General features: G+C 72.0%; 19 protein-coding genes and 2 pseudogenes. 11 read left to right on the forward strand and 10 right to left on the reverse strand.

Features of this window, described 5'->3' with window-relative positions:
• A pseudogene (locus ACWCQ6_RS31200) lies at positions 1-81 on the reverse strand (electron transfer flavoprotein subunit beta); the annotation flags it as partial.
• A 145-nt stretch (positions 82-226) separates the two neighbouring features.
• On the opposite strand from ACWCQ6_RS31200, the gene ACWCQ6_RS31205 reads away from it, so the two are divergent.
• From ACWCQ6_RS31205 to ACWCQ6_RS31215, 3 genes are all read left to right on the forward strand, one after another.
• A complete protein-coding gene (locus tag ACWCQ6_RS31205) occupies positions 227-898 on the forward strand; it encodes a TetR family transcriptional regulator (protein ID WP_451094953.1) in 672 nt (223 codons plus the stop codon).
• 144 nt (positions 899-1,042) lie between these two features.
• On the forward strand, positions 1,043-1,402 hold the full coding sequence (locus tag ACWCQ6_RS31210) for a Zn-ribbon domain-containing OB-fold protein (protein ID WP_451094921.1): 360 nt from the start codon (positions 1,043-1,045) through the stop codon (positions 1,400-1,402).
• A 365-nt stretch (positions 1,403-1,767) separates the two neighbouring features.
• A complete protein-coding gene (locus tag ACWCQ6_RS31215; RefSeq protein ID WP_451094923.1) occupies positions 1,768-2,595 on the forward strand; it encodes an inositol monophosphatase family protein in 828 nt (275 codons plus the stop codon).
• Between the two features lie 11 nt (positions 2,596-2,606).
• On the opposite strand, the gene ACWCQ6_RS31220 is transcribed toward ACWCQ6_RS31215, so the two are convergent.
• Positions 2,607-3,440: an SDR family NAD(P)-dependent oxidoreductase gene (locus ACWCQ6_RS31220; protein ID WP_451094925.1), complete on the reverse strand. Its 834-nt coding sequence runs from the start codon at positions 3,438-3,440 to the stop codon at positions 2,607-2,609.
• 77 nt (positions 3,441-3,517) lie between these two features.
• On the opposite strand from ACWCQ6_RS31220, the gene ACWCQ6_RS31225 reads away from it, so the two are divergent.
• Positions 3,518-3,958, forward strand: coding sequence for a MarR family winged helix-turn-helix transcriptional regulator (locus ACWCQ6_RS31225; protein ID WP_451094927.1), 441 nt, complete (start codon positions 3,518-3,520; stop codon positions 3,956-3,958).
• Between the two features lie 56 nt (positions 3,959-4,014).
• Here the strand turns inward: ACWCQ6_RS31225 and ACWCQ6_RS31230 are convergent, their stop codons facing one another.
• The gene (locus ACWCQ6_RS31230; protein ID WP_451094955.1) at positions 4,015-4,791 is read right to left on the reverse strand and encodes a nucleotidyltransferase domain-containing protein; all 777 of its coding nucleotides are present in this window, start codon (positions 4,789-4,791) and stop codon (positions 4,015-4,017) included.
• A gap of 159 nt (positions 4,792-4,950) precedes the next feature.
• Between ACWCQ6_RS31230 and ACWCQ6_RS31235 the strand changes: the two genes are divergently transcribed.
• From ACWCQ6_RS31235 to ACWCQ6_RS31255, 5 genes and pseudogenes are all read left to right on the forward strand, one after another.
• A complete protein-coding gene (locus ACWCQ6_RS31235) occupies positions 4,951-6,366 on the forward strand; it encodes a phytoene desaturase family protein (protein WP_451094929.1) in 1,416 nt (471 codons plus the stop codon).
• A 25-nt stretch (positions 6,367-6,391) separates the two neighbouring features.
• On the forward strand, positions 6,392-6,916 hold the full coding sequence (locus ACWCQ6_RS31240) for an O-acetyl-ADP-ribose deacetylase (RefSeq protein WP_451094931.1): 525 nt from the start codon (positions 6,392-6,394) through the stop codon (positions 6,914-6,916).
• 8 nt (positions 6,917-6,924) lie between these two features.
• Positions 6,925-7,034: pseudogene (locus ACWCQ6_RS31245) on the forward strand (50S ribosomal protein L28); the annotation flags it as partial.
• A 93-nt stretch (positions 7,035-7,127) separates the two neighbouring features.
• Positions 7,128-8,600, forward strand: a complete 1,473-nt coding sequence (locus ACWCQ6_RS31250) for a DNA-3-methyladenine glycosylase 2 family protein (protein WP_451094957.1) — start codon at positions 7,128-7,130, stop codon at positions 8,598-8,600.
• A gap of 21 nt (positions 8,601-8,621) precedes the next feature.
• On the forward strand, positions 8,622-9,146 hold the full coding sequence (locus ACWCQ6_RS31255; protein WP_451094933.1) for a methylated-DNA--[protein]-cysteine S-methyltransferase: 525 nt from the start codon (positions 8,622-8,624) through the stop codon (positions 9,144-9,146).
• A gap of 190 nt (positions 9,147-9,336) precedes the next feature.
• Here ACWCQ6_RS31255 and ACWCQ6_RS31260 read toward each other — a convergent pair whose 3' ends face one another.
• Complete coding sequence (locus tag ACWCQ6_RS31260) at positions 9,337-9,924, reverse strand: TMEM165/GDT1 family protein (protein WP_451094935.1); 588 nt, start codon at positions 9,922-9,924, stop codon at positions 9,337-9,339.
• 337 nt (positions 9,925-10,261) lie between these two features.
• On the opposite strand from ACWCQ6_RS31260, the gene ACWCQ6_RS31265 reads away from it, so the two are divergent.
• Positions 10,262-10,666, forward strand: a complete 405-nt coding sequence (locus tag ACWCQ6_RS31265; protein ID WP_451094937.1) for a (2Fe-2S) ferredoxin domain-containing protein — start codon at positions 10,262-10,264, stop codon at positions 10,664-10,666.
• Positions 10,667-10,874: 208 nt separating this feature from the next.
• Here ACWCQ6_RS31265 and ACWCQ6_RS31270 read toward each other — a convergent pair whose 3' ends face one another.
• From ACWCQ6_RS31270 to ACWCQ6_RS31280, 3 genes are all read right to left on the reverse strand, one after another.
• A complete protein-coding gene (locus tag ACWCQ6_RS31270; protein ID WP_451094939.1) occupies positions 10,875-11,636 on the reverse strand; it encodes an SIR2 family NAD-dependent protein deacylase in 762 nt (253 codons plus the stop codon).
• 83 nt (positions 11,637-11,719) lie between these two features.
• A complete protein-coding gene (locus tag ACWCQ6_RS31275; protein WP_451094941.1) occupies positions 11,720-12,922 on the reverse strand; it encodes a hypothetical protein in 1,203 nt (400 codons plus the stop codon).
• A gap of 193 nt (positions 12,923-13,115) precedes the next feature.
• A complete protein-coding gene (locus tag ACWCQ6_RS31280) occupies positions 13,116-13,610 on the reverse strand; it encodes an NUDIX domain-containing protein (RefSeq protein WP_451094943.1) in 495 nt (164 codons plus the stop codon).
• Between the two features lie 134 nt (positions 13,611-13,744).
• On the opposite strand from ACWCQ6_RS31280, the gene ACWCQ6_RS31285 reads away from it, so the two are divergent.
• The gene (locus tag ACWCQ6_RS31285; protein ID WP_451094945.1) at positions 13,745-14,860 is read left to right on the forward strand and encodes a glycerate kinase; all 1,116 of its coding nucleotides are present in this window, start codon (positions 13,745-13,747) and stop codon (positions 14,858-14,860) included.
• A gap of 204 nt (positions 14,861-15,064) precedes the next feature.
• Here the strand turns inward: ACWCQ6_RS31285 and ACWCQ6_RS31290 are convergent, their stop codons facing one another.
• From ACWCQ6_RS31290 to ACWCQ6_RS31300, 3 genes are all read right to left on the reverse strand, one after another.
• The gene (locus tag ACWCQ6_RS31290) at positions 15,065-15,721 is read right to left on the reverse strand and encodes an SRPBCC family protein (RefSeq protein WP_451094947.1); all 657 of its coding nucleotides are present in this window, start codon (positions 15,719-15,721) and stop codon (positions 15,065-15,067) included.
• A 128-nt stretch (positions 15,722-15,849) separates the two neighbouring features.
• On the reverse strand, positions 15,850-16,806 hold the full coding sequence (locus tag ACWCQ6_RS31295; protein WP_451094949.1) for an MASE1 domain-containing protein: 957 nt from the start codon (positions 16,804-16,806) through the stop codon (positions 15,850-15,852).
• Between the two features lie 105 nt (positions 16,807-16,911).
• On the reverse strand, positions 16,912-17,739 hold the full coding sequence (locus tag ACWCQ6_RS31300) for a PP2C family protein-serine/threonine phosphatase (RefSeq protein ID WP_451094951.1): 828 nt from the start codon (positions 17,737-17,739) through the stop codon (positions 16,912-16,914).
• Positions 17,740-18,225 lie beyond the last annotated feature (486 nt).

Here is an 18,225-nt window from a genome sequence, read left to right on the forward strand (position 1 = left end):
CACCGTCAGGTCATCGGCGAAATGCCGGTCACCGGTGGCGTCGGGCACGTACTTCACACAGACAACGATCCTCAAGCTCACGCCGGCTCTCCTACCTGGGTGTGGTTCGTAGGGATGACGATATGGCACTCAGTACCCTCTGTAAAGGAACCTGGTGCCAGAATGGGCCGTCCGGTGCTACGTTCCCGGCATGACTGACGCGCGCAGACCAGCGAAGAAGGCCCCCATGCGGGAGGTGCTCGCCGAGGCGGCCTTCCAGCTCTTCCTGGAGCGGGGCTTCGAGCAGACCACGGTGGACGACATCGTGGCGCGGGCCGGGGTCGGGCGCCGGTCGTTCTTCCGGTACTTCCCCTCCAAGGAGGACGCGGTCTTCCCGGACCACGAGCGGTGCCTCGCCGACATGACCGCGTTCCTGGCGCAGACCGGCGACCTGGAGCCGGTGGAGGCGGTGAGCGACGCGGCCCGGCTGGTGCTGCGCATGTACTCCGCCAATCCGGAGTTCTCCGTCCAGCGGTACCGGCTGACCCGCGAGGTGCCCGGACTGCGCACCTACGAACTGTCCGTGGTGCGACGGTACGAGCAGACGATGGCAGGCTATCTGCGCGGCAGGTACGGCGAATCGGACGACGGGGCGCTGCGCGCCGAGGTGATCGCCGCCTCTGTGGTCGCGGCGCACAACAACGGGCTGCGGACATGGCTGCGTTCGGGTGGCGAGGGGGACGCGGAGGCCGCCGTCGACCACGCGCTCGGGATGGTGCGCCGGGTGTGGGGGAGCGGGGCGGCCGGGAACGCGGCCAGGCCCCCGGCCGACGGCGACGTGGTGGTGATGGTCGCCGCGAAGGGGGCTCCGATGTGGCGGGTGGTGCAGCAGATCGAGTCGGTCATCGGGCAGGACTGACCCCTCGGTGCGGCACGGTCTGGCACTGAGTGTCTTTACGATTCGGCACTCAGTGCCCTATGGTGCGGACGCGCCGACGCGCAGGCGTGGCGCATCCGAGCCGAGCGCAGGGGGTCGAACGTGTCCCAGTCATCGAATGGCACCGTGCAGACGGTGCACGAGGAAGCCGGCCTGAACTACCACCGGTGCCGCTGGTGCGGCACGGCCTCCTTCCGGAGGCTGCTGTGCCCGGTGTGTGCGTCGAGCGACCTGAGACCCGAACACAGCGACGGTCTGGGTGTCGTGGTGAGGTCCGGCGTCGTCCACCGCTACACGGAGGCCGCGCGCAACGAGTCGCTCGTCCGGCTCCCGGAGGGCTTCGTGTTCCGCTGCCGGGTCGTGGGCGCGGCCCCGCACCGGGTGTCGGTCGGCGCCCGGGTGCGCCCGGTCGCGGGCGGCGATTTGGACGCGGGTGAAGTGGTATTCGAACTCTGTGAACCGCCCAAGCACGACGAGTGGTTCTGATCGTCCCCGAGGTCCTTGCGCGTGCGGGCTCCTTCGCCCCGGCGGTCTTCGCCCGAGGCGGGCTGGGAGCGGCGCCGTTGATCGATGGTCTGCCCGGTGGTCGGGGCGGCGGAGGAAGGTTTTGAACCGAGTGGATTCTCTCGGGGCCGGTCGGTGGCGTCATCTGCGCCTCCGCATCCGTGCAAGTCGGCGACCCGTGGTCCGAGGGCCGGCTGCGCGCCGTGGCCCGCGATCCCGAATCCGGGGTGCTGTCCGCGGCCGCCGATCCGCGAGGCATGCAGGGGTACGCCGTAGGACACTGAGCGGCCACTTCCCCGACCTGACCGGGTTGTCGGGTTCCCGGTGCGACGTGGTTGGCTGGAGGCATGTTCGATGAATTCCTCACCGGAGACCCGACCGAGGTCGAGACGGCGGTACGGGCAGCGGCCGCCGCCGAGATCCTGCCGCGCTTCCGGCAGCTCGCCGCGCACGAGATCGTCGAGAAGAGCGGCCCGCACGACCTCGTCACCACCGCCGACCGCCTCGCCGAAGAACACCTCACCGCGTCCCTGACCGCGCTCCTGCCCGGCTCGGTGGTGGTCGGTGAGGAGGCGGTCCACGCCGACCCGGAAGTGTACGACGCCCTGGGCGGCGACGCGCCCGTCTGGATCGTCGACCCGGTCGACGGCACCCGGCAGTTCGTCCGCGGCGAACCGGGCTTCTGCACCCTGGTCGCCCTCGCCCACCGCGGCGAACTCCTCGCCTCATGGACGTACGCCGCCGCCCTGGACGAGATGGCCGTCGCGGTGCGCGGGCGCGGCGCCACCGTCAACGGCAAGCCGATACGCTCCGGCTCGCCCGCACCCGGGGCCGTGCTGAGCGTGGCGATGTCGCACCCCGACTACACCACCGACGCCCAGAAGCGCGCCCTGCTCGGCCTGCGCACCGAGGGGTTCGAGGCCCGCCCCTGCGGTTCGGCGGGCCTCGAATACCTCCGTGTCGCCCGCGGCGACCAGGACGCGGTCGCCTTCAGCTGGGAGTACGCCTGGGATCATGCGGCGGGCCTGTTGCTGGTCACCGAGGCGGGCGGCGCCCAGGCCACCCTCTCCGGCGCACCGTTCCGCATCGCCGGCGGCAACACCCTGCCGTTCACGGCGGCCCGCGACGAGGCGACCGTCGAGCGCATCCTGAACGCGCTCCGTGACGGGGCCTGACCGGACCCTGATCAGGCGAGCAGCTCGCGGGTCAGCGCCCGCAGTCGGGCGCGGGCCTGCGGGTCGTACGCCTGCTCATGGGCGGGCGTGTCCGTGAAGCGGTCGAAATACCTGCCGGTGACACCGGACAGGGCCGGATCGGTGATCAGCCGGACGGTCGGGCGGACGCCCTCCTCGACCGGGACGGCCGGCGTGAGCCCGTACTCCCGCACGCCTCGGGTGTCCATCAGATGCGCCGGGTGCAGGGCGTTGACCGTGACCCCGCTGCCCGCCGTCCGGTCGGCCAGATCGAAGGTCGACATGATCAGCGCGAGCTTGCTGCGGCAGTATGCCTCCAGTCCCTCGTAGTCACGCTCCATCATGACGTCGTCGAAATCGACGGGCGCCTGGCCCATCGAGGCCACATTGACCACCCGCGCGGGCGCGGACGCGGTCAGCAGCGGCAGCAGCTCGCGGGTCAGCAGACAGGGCGCCAGACAGTTGACCGCGAACCGGAGTTCGTGGCCCTGACAGCTCACCTCGCGCCGGAGCGGGGCGGCGCCGCCACCCACCACGGCATTGTTGACCAGGACGTCGAGCCGGGGCTCCCGCTCGCGGACCCGCGCGGCCATGGCCCGGACCTGATCCAGGTCGGCCAGATCCGCGAGGTAGGTGCGCACGGCGGTGCCGGGCCCGGCCGCACGCGCCTCGGCGGCGGCTTCGTCCAGGCGCCCCCGGTCCCGGCCGTGCAGCAGCAGCGTCGCACCCCGGCGGGCCAGGTCGAGTGCGAGACCGCGGCCCATTCCCTGGGTGGCACCGGTGATCAGAACGGTCTTCTCGAAGGCGGCATCCCGTCGAATCTCCATGGGCCGAGTTATATCAAGGGTTTGATAGAACATCCATGCCTGATCGGTGGCCGCGCCTTGCCTGTACGCTCGCCGCCATGGGATCGGGAATGACCGCCGGCGAACGCCTGGGCGCGGACATCAAGCGCGCGGAACAGACCCTCATGGCAGCCAAGAGCGCCGCGCTGAAGGAAGCGGCGGGGGTCACCGTCGCCCAGTACACGGCGCTGTTCGCCCTCGCCGACAACCCGGGCATACCGGGTGCCGCGCTGGCGCGGACCTGCCTGGTCACACCGCAGGCGATGGCGGCGGTGCTGAAACACCTCGAAGAGCGCGGACTGGTCGTGCGCACGGCGCACCCCTGGCATCGGAAGATGCTGGAGACCCGGCTCACCGAAGCGGGCCGCGAAACGCTCCGGCTCGCCGACGAGCAGGCGGTACGGATCGAGCGCCGGCTCGCCGAGGAATTCGCCCCGGAGGAGCGGGACACCCTGCGGGGTCTGCTTGCCCGCTGTGTCACGGCCATCACGCGGGACTGAGGAGCGCCGGGCGCTCGCCGCGCCTCCCGCCGGCTCACGTCGACCGCCGGCTCACCTCACCCGCCGCAGGCCGCCCGTACGTCCCGCACGACCTCGGCGGCCAGCTCCACGGCCTCCTCGTCCAGCCCCCGCAGCGCCTCGCCGATCCGTTCGGTGAAGTGCGCCGGGGTGTCCGGCAGAGCCGCCGCCGCTGCCGACGCGCCCTTCTCGTTCAGACACCAGGTGCGGTGGTGGGCGTGGAGGGACTGGGCGAGGATGCCGAACGCCCGTGACAGGCACAGGGAGACATGGAGCGTGTCACCACCGGGAGCCGACTTGCGGGCGGCCGCCACCGAGAACTCCGCCTCCCACGCGGCCTCGACCAGCGCGGTGCGCAGCGGCTCCGGGTAGCTCAGGGTCTCGTTCCGAAGCGCCGTCAGCTCCCCGTGGGGATCGGAGAGTACGCGCGCCAGCGCCACCTCGCCGGGGTAGGCGGGGGACCAGAAGCCGAGCGGATGACCGGGCTGTACACCCACTTCGAAGCGCCCCTCACGGCACTCCGCCCAGACCGTCTCCACCCGGTCCAGATCGCGCAGGATCCAGTCCACCGGGACACCGTCCACCCGCAGCCAGGCCCCGCCGTCGACCCAGGGACCCCACCCGCCGGGACCGGCGACCTCGGCGGGGGAACCCTGCACTTCGGACGCCAACGCGGTGAGCGCGGCCACGTCGACGGCGCCGCGGTAGTACACGCCCAGATCCCAGTCCGAGTCCGGACGGTGGGTGCCACGGGCCCGGCTGCCGCCCAGGGCGACGGCCCGGATGCCGGGCAGGGCGGTGAGCCGGGACGCCATGTCGGCGATGCGGGCGGGGACGGCGGCTTCGTGGGCCGTCGCGGGCGTGGTCCGGGAGTTCGGTGTGTTCATCGCCGGGTGACCCTACCCGCGACCGTGCTGTCGGTGCCTCGGAATATCCTGGGTGTCCTGGCCGTCGGCTGACGAAGGAGTCCGAAGGTGCCGTCGATGCTCGATGCAGTCGTCGTGGGGGCGGGCCCCAACGGACTGACCGCCGCGGCCGAACTGGCCCGCCGCGGCTTCGCCGTGGAGGTCTTCGAAGCGGAGGAGACCGTCGGAGGCGGCGCTCGCACCGAGGAGCTCACCCTTCCCGGATTCCGCCACGACCCCTGTTCCGCCGTCCATCCGCTGGGCATCGGCTCGCCCGCGTTCAACGCGATGCCGCTCGCCCGGCACGGCCTGGAGTGGCTCCAGCCCGAGCTGGCGCTCGCCCACCCGTTCCCGGACGGCACGGCCGCCGTGCTCACCGGCTCGGTGGGGGAGAGCGCCATGTCGCTGGGCGCCCGGGACGCGGGGGCGTACCGCAGGCTCGTCGCCCCTTACCTCGGCCACTGGGACACCCTCGCCCAGGACTTCCTGCGCACCCCGTGGGACGGGCTGCCCCGCGACCCCTACCGCTGGGTGCGCTTCGGTCTCGACGCGATCCAGCCCGCCTCGCTGCTCTCCCGCCGCTTCGGCGGCGCGAAGGCGCGCGGCCTGTTCGCCGGGCTCGCCGCCCACGCCATAGCACCCACCGGCGGTCTGGCCACCGGCGGGATCGCCCTGCTGTTCGCCCTGGCGGCGCACGAGAAGGGGTGGCCCGTGCCACTCGGCGGATCCCAGGCCGTCTCCGACGCCCTCGCCTCGTACATACGCGAACAGGGCGGCACGATCCGCACCGGCACGGAGGTCAAGCGGCTCGACGAGCTCCCGCCCGCCCGCGCCTACGTCTTCGACACCTCGCCCACCGCCCTCGCCCGCATCGCCGGCCTGGGCCAGGCCTACCGCGGCTACCGGTACGGCGCGTCCTGCTTCAAGATCGACTACGCCCTGTCGGGCCCCGTCCCCTGGACCGCCCAGGACGCCCGCCGGGCCGGCACGGTCCACATCGGCCCCACGGCCGGCGAGATCGACGCCGCGCTGACGGCCGCGGTGACCGGCCGCGACCCGAGCGTGCCGTTCCTCATCACCGCACAGCCCAGCCTGGTCGACCCGTCCCGCGCGCCCGAGGGCCGCCATGTCTTCTGGGTGTACGGACATGTCCCGTCGGGATGGGAGGGCGACGCCACCGATGTCATCGAACGGCAACTGGAGCGCTTCGCCCCCGGGTTCCGCGACCTGGTGCTCGCCCGCGCGGTGGCGGGACCGCCCGAGCTCGCGACACGCAACGCCAACTACGTCGGCGGCGACATCGCGTGCGGCGCTTTCTCCGGCCTGCAGACGGTGCTCCGGCCCAAGCTCGCCCGCGTGCCGTACGCGACGGCGCACCCTGCGGTGTTCCTGTGCTCCTCGGCCACTCCGCCCGGCCCCGGGGTGCACGGCATGTCGGGCCACCACGCGGCGAAGGCGGTCTGGCGGCGTCTGCGGGCGGCCTGAGACCGCACAGGGCATGATGTCCGACATGCGTACACCCGAGGGCGTCACCGTCACCCTGGTCCGGGGCGACATCACCCGGCAGTCCGCCGATGTCATCGTCAACGCGGCGAACTCCTCCCTGCTCGGCGGGGGCGGGGTCGACGGCGCGATCCACCGGCGCGGCGGCCCGGAAATCCTCGCCGAATGCCGGAAGCTGCGCGCCTCGCAGTACGGAAAGGGCCTGCGCACCGGCCAGGCGGTCGCCACGACGGCCGGGCAGCTGGACGCGCGGTGGGTGGTCCACACCGTCGGCCCGGTGTACGGGAGTTCCGGCAGCGATCCGTCCCTGCTGGCGTCCTGCTACCGCGAGTCCCTGCGCGTCGCCGACGAACTCGGTGCGAAGACCGTCGCCTTCCCCGCCATTTCGGCCGGCACGTACGGCTGGCCGCTGGACGACGCCGCGCGCATCGCCGTGGAGACGGTGCGGGCGGCCCGCACCGCCGTCGAGGAAGTCAGGTTCGTCCTCTTCGACGACCGGGCCTACGAGGCGTTCGCCGCACAGCTCGGCTGACGGGCGGGTCGCGTTTCCGGCATGTCCGGCTGACGCTCGGCGCCAGGGCGATCAGGACCGTCGACAGCATCGGGATCGAGGCGGCCGTCGCCGCATCCGCGCCAGGGGAGCGAAGGTCTGGTGGCAACGGACACCGAAGAAGTCCTGGCAGTGCGACGTCGATGTCGGATTCTCGCCAGCCCTCGCGTCCAGGGTGGCGGATGCTTGGGCCATGTACACCGACACCGAGCGCTGCGTACGGGCCGTCCAGTCCAAGGACGCCCGCTTCGACGGCTGGTTCTTCACGGCGGTCCTGACCACCCGGATCTACTGCCGTCCCAGCTGCCCGGCCGTACCGCCCAAGGTCGAGAACATGACCTTCTACCCCAGCGCAGCGGCCTGTCAGCAGGCCGGATTCCGGGCCTGCAAACGGTGCCGGCCTGACACCAGCCCCGGCTCGCCGGAGTGGAACGCCCGGGCTGACTCCGTCGCCCGCGCGATGCGGCTCATCCGGGACGGTGTCGTCGACCGCGAGGGCATCCCCGGACTCGCCGCACGGCTCGGCTACTCCGCCCGGCAGATCGAGCGCCAACTGCTCGCCGAACTCGGCGCCGGCCCGCTCGCCCTGGCCCGCGCGCAGCGCGCCCAGACGGCGCGTCTGCTCATCGAGACGACCGGACTCCCCATGGCGGAAGTTGCGTTCGCCGCCGGGTTCTCCTCGATCCGCACCTTCAACGACACCGTCCGCACGGTCTTCGCGCTCGCCCCCGGTGAGCTGCGCAGCCGCGCCGCCCGGTCCGCGAAACCGCCGGTCACCCCGGGGGTGATAGCGCTGCGGCTGCCGTACCGGGCCCCGCTCAACCCCAGCAACCTCTTCGGCCACCTTGCCGCGACCGCCGTCCCCGGCGTCGAGGAGTGGCGCGACGGCGCCTACCGCCGCACGCTCTCCCTGCGGCACGGACACGGCATCGTCGCGCTCACCCCGCACCCCGACCACATCGCCTGTCGTCTCTCCCTCACCGATCCACGCGACCTCACCCTCGCCATCAGCCGCTGCCGCTGGCTGCTCGACCTGGACGCCGACCCGGTGGCCGTCGACGAGCAGCTGTCAGCCGACCCGCTCCTCGCGTCCCTGGTCCGCAAGGAGCCGGGCCGACGGGTGCCGCGTACCGTCGACGGCGCCGAGTTCGCCGTACGGGCGGTGCTCGGCCAGCAGGTCTCGACCGCCGCCGCCCGCACCCACGCAGCCCGTCTGGTCACCGCGCACGGCCTTTCCGTCGACGATCCGGAGGGCGGCCTCACCCACCTCTTCCCGGACCCCGAGGAGCTCGCCGGACTGGACCCCGAACGGCTCGCCCTGCCGCGCAGTCGTCGCGCCACCCTCACCACCCTCGTCGGCGCGCTCGCCGACGGCTCGCTGCGGCTGGGCACCGACACCGACTGGGAGCAGGCGCGGGCCGAGCTGACCGCCCTGCCCGGCTTCGGCCCCTGGACCGTCGAGGTCATCGCGATGCGGGCGCTCGGCGACCCGGACGCCTTCCTCCCCACCGACCTCGGCATCCGGCGCGCGGCCGAGGAACTCGGCCTCCCCTCGACACCGGTGGCGCTCACTGCCCGCGCGGCCGCCTGGCGCCCCTGGCGGGCGTACGCGGTCCAGTACCTGTGGACCGTCGACGACCATCCCATCAACCACCTGCCCACCTGAGGAAGCCCGGGAAGTCCAGCCATGAAAGCGACACATCCGCGTACGACGACCAGGCAGCACACGGTCGTCGACAGCCCGTACGGTCCGCTCACCCTCGTCGCCACCGACGGGGTCCTCGCGGGGCTCTACATGACCGGCCAGCGGCACCGTCCGCCCGAGGAGACCTTCGGCGAGAGCGACCCGCGGCCCTTCACCGAGGCCGCCCGTCAGCTCGACGCCTACTTCGCCGGGGAACTGCGCACCTTCGATCTGCCCCTGCGCCTGGACGGCACCCCGTTCCAGCGCAGCGTCTGGGCGCAGCTCCAGATGATTCCGTACGGCGAGACCCGCTCGTACGGCGAACTGGCCGAGAACCTCGGCAAACCGGGCGCCTCACGTGCCGTGGGGCTCGCCAACGGCAAGAACCCGGTGGGCATCATCGTCCCCTGCCACCGGGTCATCGGCGCCTCGGGCGGTCTCACCGGCTACGGCGGCGGACTCGACCGCAAGCAGCGGCTGCTGGCCTTCGAGAAGGGCACGGAGAACGACACCCCGGCGCTCTTCTGACGCCGCCGGCCGCGCGCCCGCGAGGACGTGAGATCGGGCCCGGACCAGACGTGAGACCGGGCCCGGACCAGACGTGAAACCGGGCCCGGACCAGACGTGAAACCGGGCCCGGACCAGACGTGAGATCGGGCCCGGACCATTCGAGGTCCGGGCCCGATCTCACGTTCCGAAGTGCCCAACGGGCGCGCCGTCAGCCGGTGAAGATCTCCACCAGGGTCCAGATGGCCAGCCCCAGCATGCAGAGCCCGCCGATCCGCTGGACCGTCTTCAGCGGCACGCGCTTGGCGATGAAGCGCCCGGCGAGCAGTGCCAGCGCCGAGACGGACATCAGGGCGGCCGCGGACCCGATCGCGGTGGACCAGGTGCCGTTGCTCGCCGCCAGGTTGGCCGTGGTGATCTGGGTGAGGTCGCCCCACTCGCTGATGAAGACGGCCATGAACGCGGTCGAGTAGACCGGCCAGAAACCGGTCACCGTCTTCGCGGCACCGTCCTCGTCGTCGTCATCGCCGCCGTCGGAGCGCAGCAGCATGAAGGCCCCGAACGCGAAGAGGGAGGCGGAGACGAGCTTGACGATCCAGTCGGGCAGCAGCCCGATCAGGCTGCCGGCCCCCACCGCGATGGCGACGTGCACGATGAACGCGGACGACGTGCCGAACCAGACGTACAGCGGTCGCATGCGGGTGCCCATGGCGAGCGACGCGAACATCGTCTTGTCGGGGAGTTCCGCAAGGAAGATCAGCCCGAAGGCGGTGAGAATCGCCAGGGGGTCGAGGTGCATTCCGGGTGGCTTTCTGTAAGAGCCGGGCCCCGGGCCTTCGCGAAGCGCCACGCGGGCATTCGGAGGACCACTCGGCCCGGCATGACGTCAGCGCCCACAGGGGTGCGGGCGTGTCATACCTGACCGAAGGTCTCGCCCGCCCGCGTCGATCCACGGGCCCGGCCACCGGGAACCCAGGGGTTCCAGTGTGTCGACGACCGGTTTGCGGGGCTACTCCCCTTCGCAGCCATCAACTGTACCCCACCCGCTCACGGGGGCGAGCGGATGTTCGATCCGATGGCCGGGATGGGTACAGTCCCCTGGTGATCATCCGTGCCCGCACCGGAAGCGTCCCCGCATGAGCCGCCGCACCCGGCGGGCCGCACCCGCCCAGGGGGCGCCGCGGCCCACCGTCAGCGTCTGCCGCGGCTGCTGCTGCGGCACGCCCAAGATCCCGGACGTGGACCACGCCGGCCAGCTCGCGGAGCTGCGGCGCTTGCTCGGCGAGTCGGCCACGGTCCGCGCCGTGGAGTGCCTGGACGCCTGCGAACAGGCCAATGTCATCGTGGTGCAGCCCTCGGCCGAGGGGCGCCGTGCGGGCGGCCGCCCGGTCTGGCTCGGTCTGGTCAACGACCCGGACGCCGTGACGGACATCGTCGCCTGGGTCGGGGCGGGCGGTCCGGGGCTGGTGGATCCGCCGGAGATCCTCGACCTGTACACCTTCCGCCCCTCGCGCCGCGTACAGCAGGAACTCGAACGCTGAGAGGCCTCGCAGACAGACGGCGTGAAAAGCCTCGGCATCAAGGCGGGCGCAGGCCCCGGCCAATGCGGAGCTGCGACGCGACCGGCCACCTTGCCGCCTCCGGGCGCCTTGGCGATGGAGCCGGCGATCCGGTCGAGGACGAGGGCGAGAGCGACGGTCCGGTCGGTGCGCGAGCGGTGGAGGCGAGCGTCTCGGCCGTTCCGGTCTCTCAGCCCTCGGTGACACCACTGGAGCCCTCGCCCGGCCCCGTCCCGGTGGCCAGCCGCTTCAGCAGTGCGGGCAGCGCCGTGCCGATGGGCTCGCGGATGGTTGCCTCGGCGAGCTCGTCGTACGGCGTCGGCTCCGCGTTCACCACGATGAGCCGGGCCCCGTTGTCCACCGCGAGCCCGGCCAGGGAGGCGGCGGGCTGCACCTGCAAGGTCGTACCGACCGCGATGAACACCTCACAGGCCTTCGCGATCGACACCGCCTGGCCCAGCACCACCGGATCGAGCCGCTCACCGAACATGACCGTGGCCGATTTCAGGATGCCGCCGCAGACCGTGCACGAGGGGTCGGCCTCTCCCGCCTCCACCCGGGCCAGCGCCTCGGCCATCGGGGACCGGGCATGACAGCGGGTGCAGACCACTTCGCGCGCGGTCCCGTGCAGTTCCAGGACCTTGCGGGCGGGGAGGCCGGCGAGCTGGTGCAGACCGTCGACGTTCTGCGTGATCACCCGCACCGGGGCACCGGACCGCTCCAGCTCGGCCACCGCGCGGTGGGCCGCGTTCGGCTCGGCGGCCCAGGTCGCGCTGGTGCGGCGCATCTGCCAGGAGCGGCGGCGGATCTCCGGATCGGCCATGTAGAAGTCGTACGTGACGAGCTTCTCGGCCTCCGGATCCTTGCGCCAGAGACCGCTGGGCCCGCGGTAGTCGGGGATGCCGGAGTCCGTGGAGATGCCGGCGCCGCTGAGAATCGCGACGAGAGTCATGCCGCGAGGGTACGCAGCGCCGGACACCTCCGGCGAGGCCATTTCGACCTCACAGGGCAATACACCCAGCCCCGTGGTGGACGTCAGGCCGCGGGACCGGCGGGAGTGAACGGCGACGGGGTCAGGCCCGTCCAGGTGTTCAGCACGGCGCTCGCGGTCTGCTTGGTGACGCCGCCGTCCTGGACGGTGCCGCTCTTCGCGACGTAGAACCGCCCGTCGTCGAGCGAGACCAGCCCGTACTGCCCGTACTGTCCCGGCGCCGGCCATCCGTACGTACCGGTCGTGGTGTCGTGCGCGCCTTCGCGCAGCAGCGGGAGAAGCAGCCCGCGCTCCGGGCGCTGCTGCCCGCGTACCAAGCCGCGCACCGGCTTGCGCGCACCGTCCAGCGCGAAGACCGAGTAGTTGGGGAAGCCGGGCTTGGAGCCCTTGTAGGCGGCCATCAGCCAGTTGCCGCTGTGCCCGTCGTACTCCAGGTTCTGCACGCCGTAGTTGGTGTTCCCGGTGTACACGAAGAACTTGCCGTCGACATGGGCGGGCCCGCTGGTGTGCGGGGCCGACTCGGTCAGCGGACGCTCGTACTTCTTCCACCGGGTGACGTCGTACTGGAGCAGCACCTGGTGGTCGTTGTCCGTGCGGCCGGTGTTGGCGTACACGCCGTACGCGACCGTCAGCTTCCTCTGGGCGCGCTTGCCGCGCCGGTCACCGAAGGCCGGACCGAACGCGACCCCGTCGATTCCGCTGCAACCGTAGCGGTGGTCGGGCGTCTTGCCCGTGTCGCCGTCGAAGACGCCGTCGCCGTTCATGTCGGCGGTGAAGTCCTTCACGACCTCCTTCAGGTAGACGGTCGAGACGACGCCTGTGGACTGGGCGTCCATGTCCATCCGGGTGATGCGGTCGACGTCGAGGATCGCGATGTAGAAGGACTTCGCCTCCTTGTACTCCAGCGAGCCGTAGACCCGGCCGTCCTTCTCGTTGAAGTCCAGGTCGCCGAGATGGCCGGTGAATCCGGTGACCGAGCCGACCGGCTTGCCCTTGAGGTCGGTCTTGACCAGCAGGTTGGTCATCGAGAAGTACATGAAGCCCTTGCGGCGGTCGATGGCCATGCCCTGGACGTGGCCGGACTTCCAGGCGCCGCCGTCGACCGACAGCGGCAGCTCGCTGTGTGCGGCCGGGGCCGATACCGGTTCCGCGAGCGCCGTCGATGCCGTGGCGACAACTGTCGTACAGGCGAACGCTGCGACGATCGTGGCCAGCAGCCCGCTGAGGTGTCCCGTGTGCGTACGCATGATCCCTCCGCTGTCGTGGAGTCCGGATGATGCCGGTCGAGCGTGCACTGCGGACCAATGGCACATGAACTCACGAGTCCGGCAGCCGTCGACCGGACTACCAGTTGACGGCCAGTCAGCACAACGGGACAGAACGGGAATACGGGCTGTATGCGGCGATCGGAAGGGCAGGGGGCGGGGCCGGCCCCGCGTGTCAGCAGCTCACCGGCCGGCCGTCCTCCAACTCCACCGCGCCACCGCCGGATTCGAGCACGTCCAGCGCCGCCTTCACACGCAGCGCGAGAGCTCCCAGCAGATATCGGTCGATCTCCTCGGGCTCGACCAGCTTCCAGGACAGCAGCTCCTCCTCCTGGAGCCGGATCTCCTTCAACTGCGCCTCGTCCAGCACTCCGCCGTCGTACAGATACGCGGCGATCGGCGGTCGCCGCGGGCCGCGCGCCCAGTCGACGGCGATCAGCCGTCCGGGCCGCAGATCGAGGCCGATCTCCTCGGCCGTCTCACGTCTCGCGGCCTGCCGCGGGCCCTCACCGTCGTCGGACTCGACCGTTCCGCCGGGCAGTGCCCAGCCCTCCCGGTAGTTCGGCTCGACGAGCAGCACCCGCCCCCGGTCGTCCCGGAACACGGTGGCCGCGGCGGCCAGTACCCGGGGGAGCCCGGCGATGTAGGAGGTGTAGTCAGTGGTGGTCACGCGGGCAGCGTAGTGGCAGGGGCGCGAGCGGAGCGACGACGGCTCTGGGCAGTGGGTGTCCGCTGCGGATAGGGTCGGGGCGGCGCGACTGCCTGTTCGAAAGCAGGGGATGCAGGGTGGCGGACGGAGCAGTGATGGAGACCGCGCGCGTGCTCGTCGCGGCGGACAAGTTCAAGGGCTCGCTCACGGCCGTACAGGTCGCGGAGCGGGTGACGGCCGGACTGCGGCGTGTCGTCCCCGACCTGCGGGTCGAGACCCTGCCCGTGGCGGACGGCGGGGACGGCACGGTGGCGGCGGCGGTGGCGGCCGGATTCGAGCGCCGCGAGGCCCGGGTGACCGGTCCGCTCGGGGACCCGGTGACCGCGGCGTTCGCGCTGCGCGGTACCACGGCGGTGGTGGAGATGGCCGAGGCATCGGGCCTCCAGCATCTGCCCGCAGGGGTGTTCGCCCCGCTCACGGCCACCACGTACGGCTCCGGCGAATTGCTCGCCGCCGCGTTGGACGCGGGTGCCCGGACGGTCGTGTTCGGCGTCGGCGGCAGCGCGACCACGGATGGCGGCGCGGGCATGCTGGCCGCGCTCGGCGCCCGCTTCCTGGACGCGGCCGGCAAGCCCGTCGGCCCCGGTGGCGGCGGCCTCGCCGAGCTGGCGGAGGCGGATCTGTCCGGACTCGATCCGCGGCTGGCCGAGGTGGACCTGATCCTCGCCAGTGACGTGGACAACCCGCTGACCGGCCCGAAGGGTGCCCCCGAGGTCTACGGCAGGCAGAAGGGCGCGACCGAGGACGACATCGCAACCCTCGACGCGGCGCTCGCCCACTACGCGTCCGTCCTCGGCCCGGAGCACGCCGCGCTGCCCGGAGCGGGAGCGGCGGGTGGCATCGGCTACGGGGCGCTGGTCGCCCTCGGCGCCCGCTTCCGCCCCGGCATCGAGGTCATGCTCGATGTCCTCGGCTTCGCCCCGGCGCTGGCGGGGGCCACCCTGGTGATCACCGGGGAGGGCTCGCTCGACGAGCAGACCCTCCACGGCAAGGCCCCGGCGGGAGTGGCGGCGGCGGCCCGCGCCGCGGGGATCGAGGTCGTGGCGGTCTGCGGCCGGCTGGCCCTGCCGCCGGAGGCTCTGACCGCGGCGGGCATCCGCCGCGCGTACTCCCTCGCGGACCTGGAACCGGACCCCGCGGTCTCGATGGCCCAGGCGGGACCGCTGCTGGAACGGGCCTCCGAGGCGATCGCGCGCGACTTCCTGCTGTAGCCCGCGGTGCCCGGCCCATGGCGATCGGACCCGTCCGGGGGCTGAGGGCACGACGGGGCCCGCGGGACGGGTCCCTGTTTCGGGAACGGGCGGGCAGGGGGCGGCTCCGCACGGCGGAACCCACCACTGTCCGGCACCTCGGTCGTCCCGGTCACCCGGGCCGGCCCACGGAGGGTGCCGCGTCCCGACGGTCCCCTGCCTCTCTCACGTCCCGCACATCCCCATGTCCTGGTCGTTGCCCGTATCCCGCGCATTCCTCATGTCCTGCTTGTTGCCCACATCCCGTGCATCCTTGATCTCCTGGTCGTTGCCCATATCCCGTGCATCCTTGATCTCCTGTTGGTTGCCCACATCCCGTGCGTCCCCAATGTCCCGGCCGTCCCGCAGGACACCCAGGTCGACCGCGACCGCATCCGCGCCGCCCCCGCCGCCCAGCAGATCGGCCAGGCACCGGAGTTCCACGGGCAGGTCCCGGCGCCAGGCCATCGTCACGAACGGCGCGAGAATGATCATGCCGCCGTCCAGGTGGGGTTTGACCGAAACGGTGACCGTCGTCCCCTCCCGGTTCGGGCTCAGCCGGAACTCCAGCTCCGGCGAGTGGCGGCCCAGCGGGGTCCACATGCCCGCACCGCGGAAAGCCAGGTACTCGACGGGTGTGCTCGCGGTGCACCGCAGGCGGTGCGCCCGCCGTCTGCCCGGGAACTTGCAGGTGTACTCGTCACCCAGTTCGGTGGCGATCGGGCCCTCGATCACCCGGTCTATGCTCGAGGACCACTCGGCCAGGTTCCGCGGATCCCGGAGGAACGAGAAGATCTCGTCGGCGGGGCGGGACACCTGGACATTCGCAGACACATGGGGCATGGCTCCACCTCTTACGGCGCCCGTCCGCTGGAGTACCGGCGTCCGGTTGCCCTCGTCGCGGTGCCGTCGCCCATCAGCCTGCTTCGGATCGCCCGTCCGCGCACCCGTCACAGGGCCGATGGAGTGACTCATGGCTCCTGGTGGGTCACCCTCTCGGAGAGTTGCTCGCAGAGCCGCTTGATCTCGCGATAGGTGCTGTTGCGCTCGGTGACGACCGCGGCCAGCAGCAGGGCGGTGAGCGCGGTGGAGCCGTTGAAGGCCTGGAGAGTGATCATGTTGGTGAGCAGGCCGTGGTGGGCGAAGGGGCCCGTCATCCGTCCGGCGGCGAGGATGGCGAGCGTCGACACGCCTAGTGCGCAGCATGCCGCGCCGGCGCGCTCGAAGCGGAAGGCGGCCCAGATGAGGAACGGGGACACGAGGAAGAGCAGCGAGGCATCGGCTTCGGTCGCCAGCAGCGTGACGGCCAAAGTGCACACCCCCAGCGCGATGGCCTCCGCCCACCTGGCAGGGCCGATGCCGGACGGCCAACGGAACCGGCGGACGACGAGCAGGAATGGAGTCACGACCATGACGCCCATGGCGTCGCCCGTCCACCAGACCGACCAGGTCTTCCAGAAATCCTCGGCCGGGACCGCGTCCGCGAGGACCAGGGCGCCGGTGCCCACGGTCGCGCTGGTCAGCATGCCCGCCAGTGCCCCCAGGAAGACCAGTGCCAGCGCGTCCCGCAGTCGGTCGAGCTCATTGTGGAACCCCGCGCGCCGCAGCAGCAGAAAGGAACAGATCGGGGCGACCGTGTTTCCGGCGGCGATGACCAGCACGGGCAGCAGGGCGGGCCCGATGACGATGTTCACCGCGAGGGCACCGAGAGCGATTCCGGGCCAGATCCGCAGCCCGAACACGAGCAGCGCCGCCACCGCGATCCCGGTCGGCGGCCACAGCGGGGTGACCTGACCGCGTACCAGTTGCTGGAGCAGCCCCAGACGGGCCGTCGCGTAATAGCAGACGGCCACCGCGAGGACCGTCAGGAGCCTGGTCGTCTGCTGCCGGAGCCGTGCGCTGTCCACCACCACAGCATCAGACACCACGCGGCCGCCTGTCGTCCGGGCGGGCGCGCCGACACCACACCGATGAAGACGGCGAACGGGGTACGTCCCGGCGCCCGCCCCACCGGTCGCACCGCACGGAACGCATCAGGACCTGCCCGGCGGACCGTCGTAGCGGACGACGAGCACGGCGGCGTCGTCGTCGTGTCCGGTCAGGTCCGCCACCTCGATCACCCGTGCGGCCAGCTCGCCGGGATCGGCTCCGTCCGCCGCGCCGACCACCTCCGACACCGCGGCGAGCCCCTCGTCGAGCGCATACGACGGCCCCTCCACGACCCCGTCGGTCAGCAGGACCAGGTACCCGGGCCGCTGCAGCCGCCGACGGGTCACGGGGTACCGCTGGTCGCGCAGGATGCCCAGGGGTACGCCACCGGCGTCGAGGGAGACGCCGGAGTCGCCGTCGTCGGTGCCCCACACGATCGGCACATGTCCGGCCCGTGCCACGGCCAGCTCGCCGTTCTCCGGGACGATGCTCAGCAGGCAGCAGGTTGTGAACAGGCCGCCGCCCAGCGAGATCAGCAGATCGTTGGCGCTGGCCAGCACCTTGCCGGGGTCGACCGTGACGCTGGCGAGCGCCCTGAGGCTGGCGCGCGCCTCACCCATGAAGGCGGCGGCCTCCACCCCGTGGCCCTGCACATCACCGATGGCGATTCCCGCCGCCCCGTTCAGCATCGCGAACGCGTCGTAGAAGTCACCGCCTACGGCCAGGCCGTCCTGAGAGGGGGCGTACCGGGCCGCGATCCGGAGGCCCGGGAAGTCTGGCAGCTCCGGGGGGAGCATGTGCCGCTGGAGGGCCAGGCCCAGCTCGGCCCGGGTGCGCTGGCGCCTGATGTTCTCCAGGGCCTGATCGACGAGACGCCCGAGGGTGAGGAGGAGTTCCTGGGCGTTGTCCTGTTCCCTGTGGTGTCGGTGCATGGCGTCCCTGAGCGGTCGGGTGCGCCCCTTCTGAAACCTTAGCCTCCCGCCCCCTCCTCAGCAGGGCTGCCCGTGGCAGGGGCACGGAGGCCGGTGGCGTGCGGCCGGGTGCCGGGGTCCGGCAGTTCCGGAACATCCTTTGACCTACCTATCGCGACATATCGCCGGGCGCGTCGGTACCGGTTCCACTGATCAGCAGCCGGGGCGGCGGACCGCACCGGTCCTGCCGCGACATCCGCGGGGACGCCCGCCCCGGTCGGCTCCCCGGTCACTGGGGCGCAGTGGCCACGGGGATCGCCCCCGTCTCGCCCGGGGTGCCCACCGGGCTCAGGGCCGCGGCCGTGGAAGGCAGCGGCCGGGCGTTCATGAACGGGTGTGCACACCGCCGTACTCGTCACCGGCGTCATCTGCCCGCTGGGGGCCGCCTTCGCGGCGGTCGGCCCCCCGGGACGCACACCGCTGAGAGGCGCGGTCGGTGCCCGCACG

The organism is Streptomyces sp. NPDC001880 (genome assembly GCF_053594575.1).

What these genes read in the sequence shown, in the direction of transcription:
- ACWCQ6_RS31270 (WP_451094939.1), bottom strand. Translation starts at nt 11,636, where the DNA reads ATGACTCTCGTCGCGATTCTCAGCGGCGCCGGCATCTCCACGGACTCC.
- ACWCQ6_RS31215 (WP_451094923.1), top strand. Translation starts at nt 1,768, where the DNA reads ATGTTCGATGAATTCCTCACCGGAGACCCGACCGAGGTCGAGACGGCG.
- ACWCQ6_RS31290 (WP_451094947.1), bottom strand. Translation starts at nt 15,721, where the DNA reads ATGCCCCATGTGTCTGCGAATGTCCAGGTGTCCCGCCCCGCCGACGAG.
- ACWCQ6_RS31285 (WP_451094945.1), top strand. Translation starts at nt 13,745, where the DNA reads ATGGAGACCGCGCGCGTGCTCGTCGCGGCGGACAAGTTCAAGGGCTCG.
- ACWCQ6_RS31205 (WP_451094953.1), top strand. Translation starts at nt 227, where the DNA reads ATGCGGGAGGTGCTCGCCGAGGCGGCCTTCCAGCTCTTCCTGGAGCGG.
- ACWCQ6_RS31260 (WP_451094935.1), bottom strand. Translation starts at nt 9,924, where the DNA reads ATGCACCTCGACCCCCTGGCGATTCTCACCGCCTTCGGGCTGATCTTC.
- ACWCQ6_RS31225 (WP_451094927.1), top strand. Translation starts at nt 3,518, where the DNA reads ATGGGATCGGGAATGACCGCCGGCGAACGCCTGGGCGCGGACATCAAG.
- ACWCQ6_RS31275 (WP_451094941.1), bottom strand. Translation starts at nt 12,922, where the DNA reads ATGCGTACGCACACGGGACACCTCAGCGGGCTGCTGGCCACGATCGTC.
- ACWCQ6_RS31255 (WP_451094933.1), top strand. Translation starts at nt 8,622, where the DNA reads ATGAAAGCGACACATCCGCGTACGACGACCAGGCAGCACACGGTCGTC.
- ACWCQ6_RS31230 (WP_451094955.1), bottom strand. Translation starts at nt 4,791, where the DNA reads ATGGCGTCCCGGCTCACCGCCCTGCCCGGCATCCGGGCCGTCGCCCTG.
- ACWCQ6_RS31265 (WP_451094937.1), top strand. Translation starts at nt 10,262, where the DNA reads ATGAGCCGCCGCACCCGGCGGGCCGCACCCGCCCAGGGGGCGCCGCGG.
- ACWCQ6_RS31240 (WP_451094931.1), top strand. Translation starts at nt 6,392, where the DNA reads ATGCGTACACCCGAGGGCGTCACCGTCACCCTGGTCCGGGGCGACATC.
- ACWCQ6_RS31220 (WP_451094925.1), bottom strand. Translation starts at nt 3,440, where the DNA reads ATGGAGATTCGACGGGATGCCGCCTTCGAGAAGACCGTTCTGATCACC.
- ACWCQ6_RS31300 (WP_451094951.1), bottom strand. Translation starts at nt 17,739, where the DNA reads ATGCACCGACACCACAGGGAACAGGACAACGCCCAGGAACTCCTCCTC.
- ACWCQ6_RS31250 (WP_451094957.1), top strand. Translation starts at nt 7,128, where the DNA reads ATGTACACCGACACCGAGCGCTGCGTACGGGCCGTCCAGTCCAAGGAC.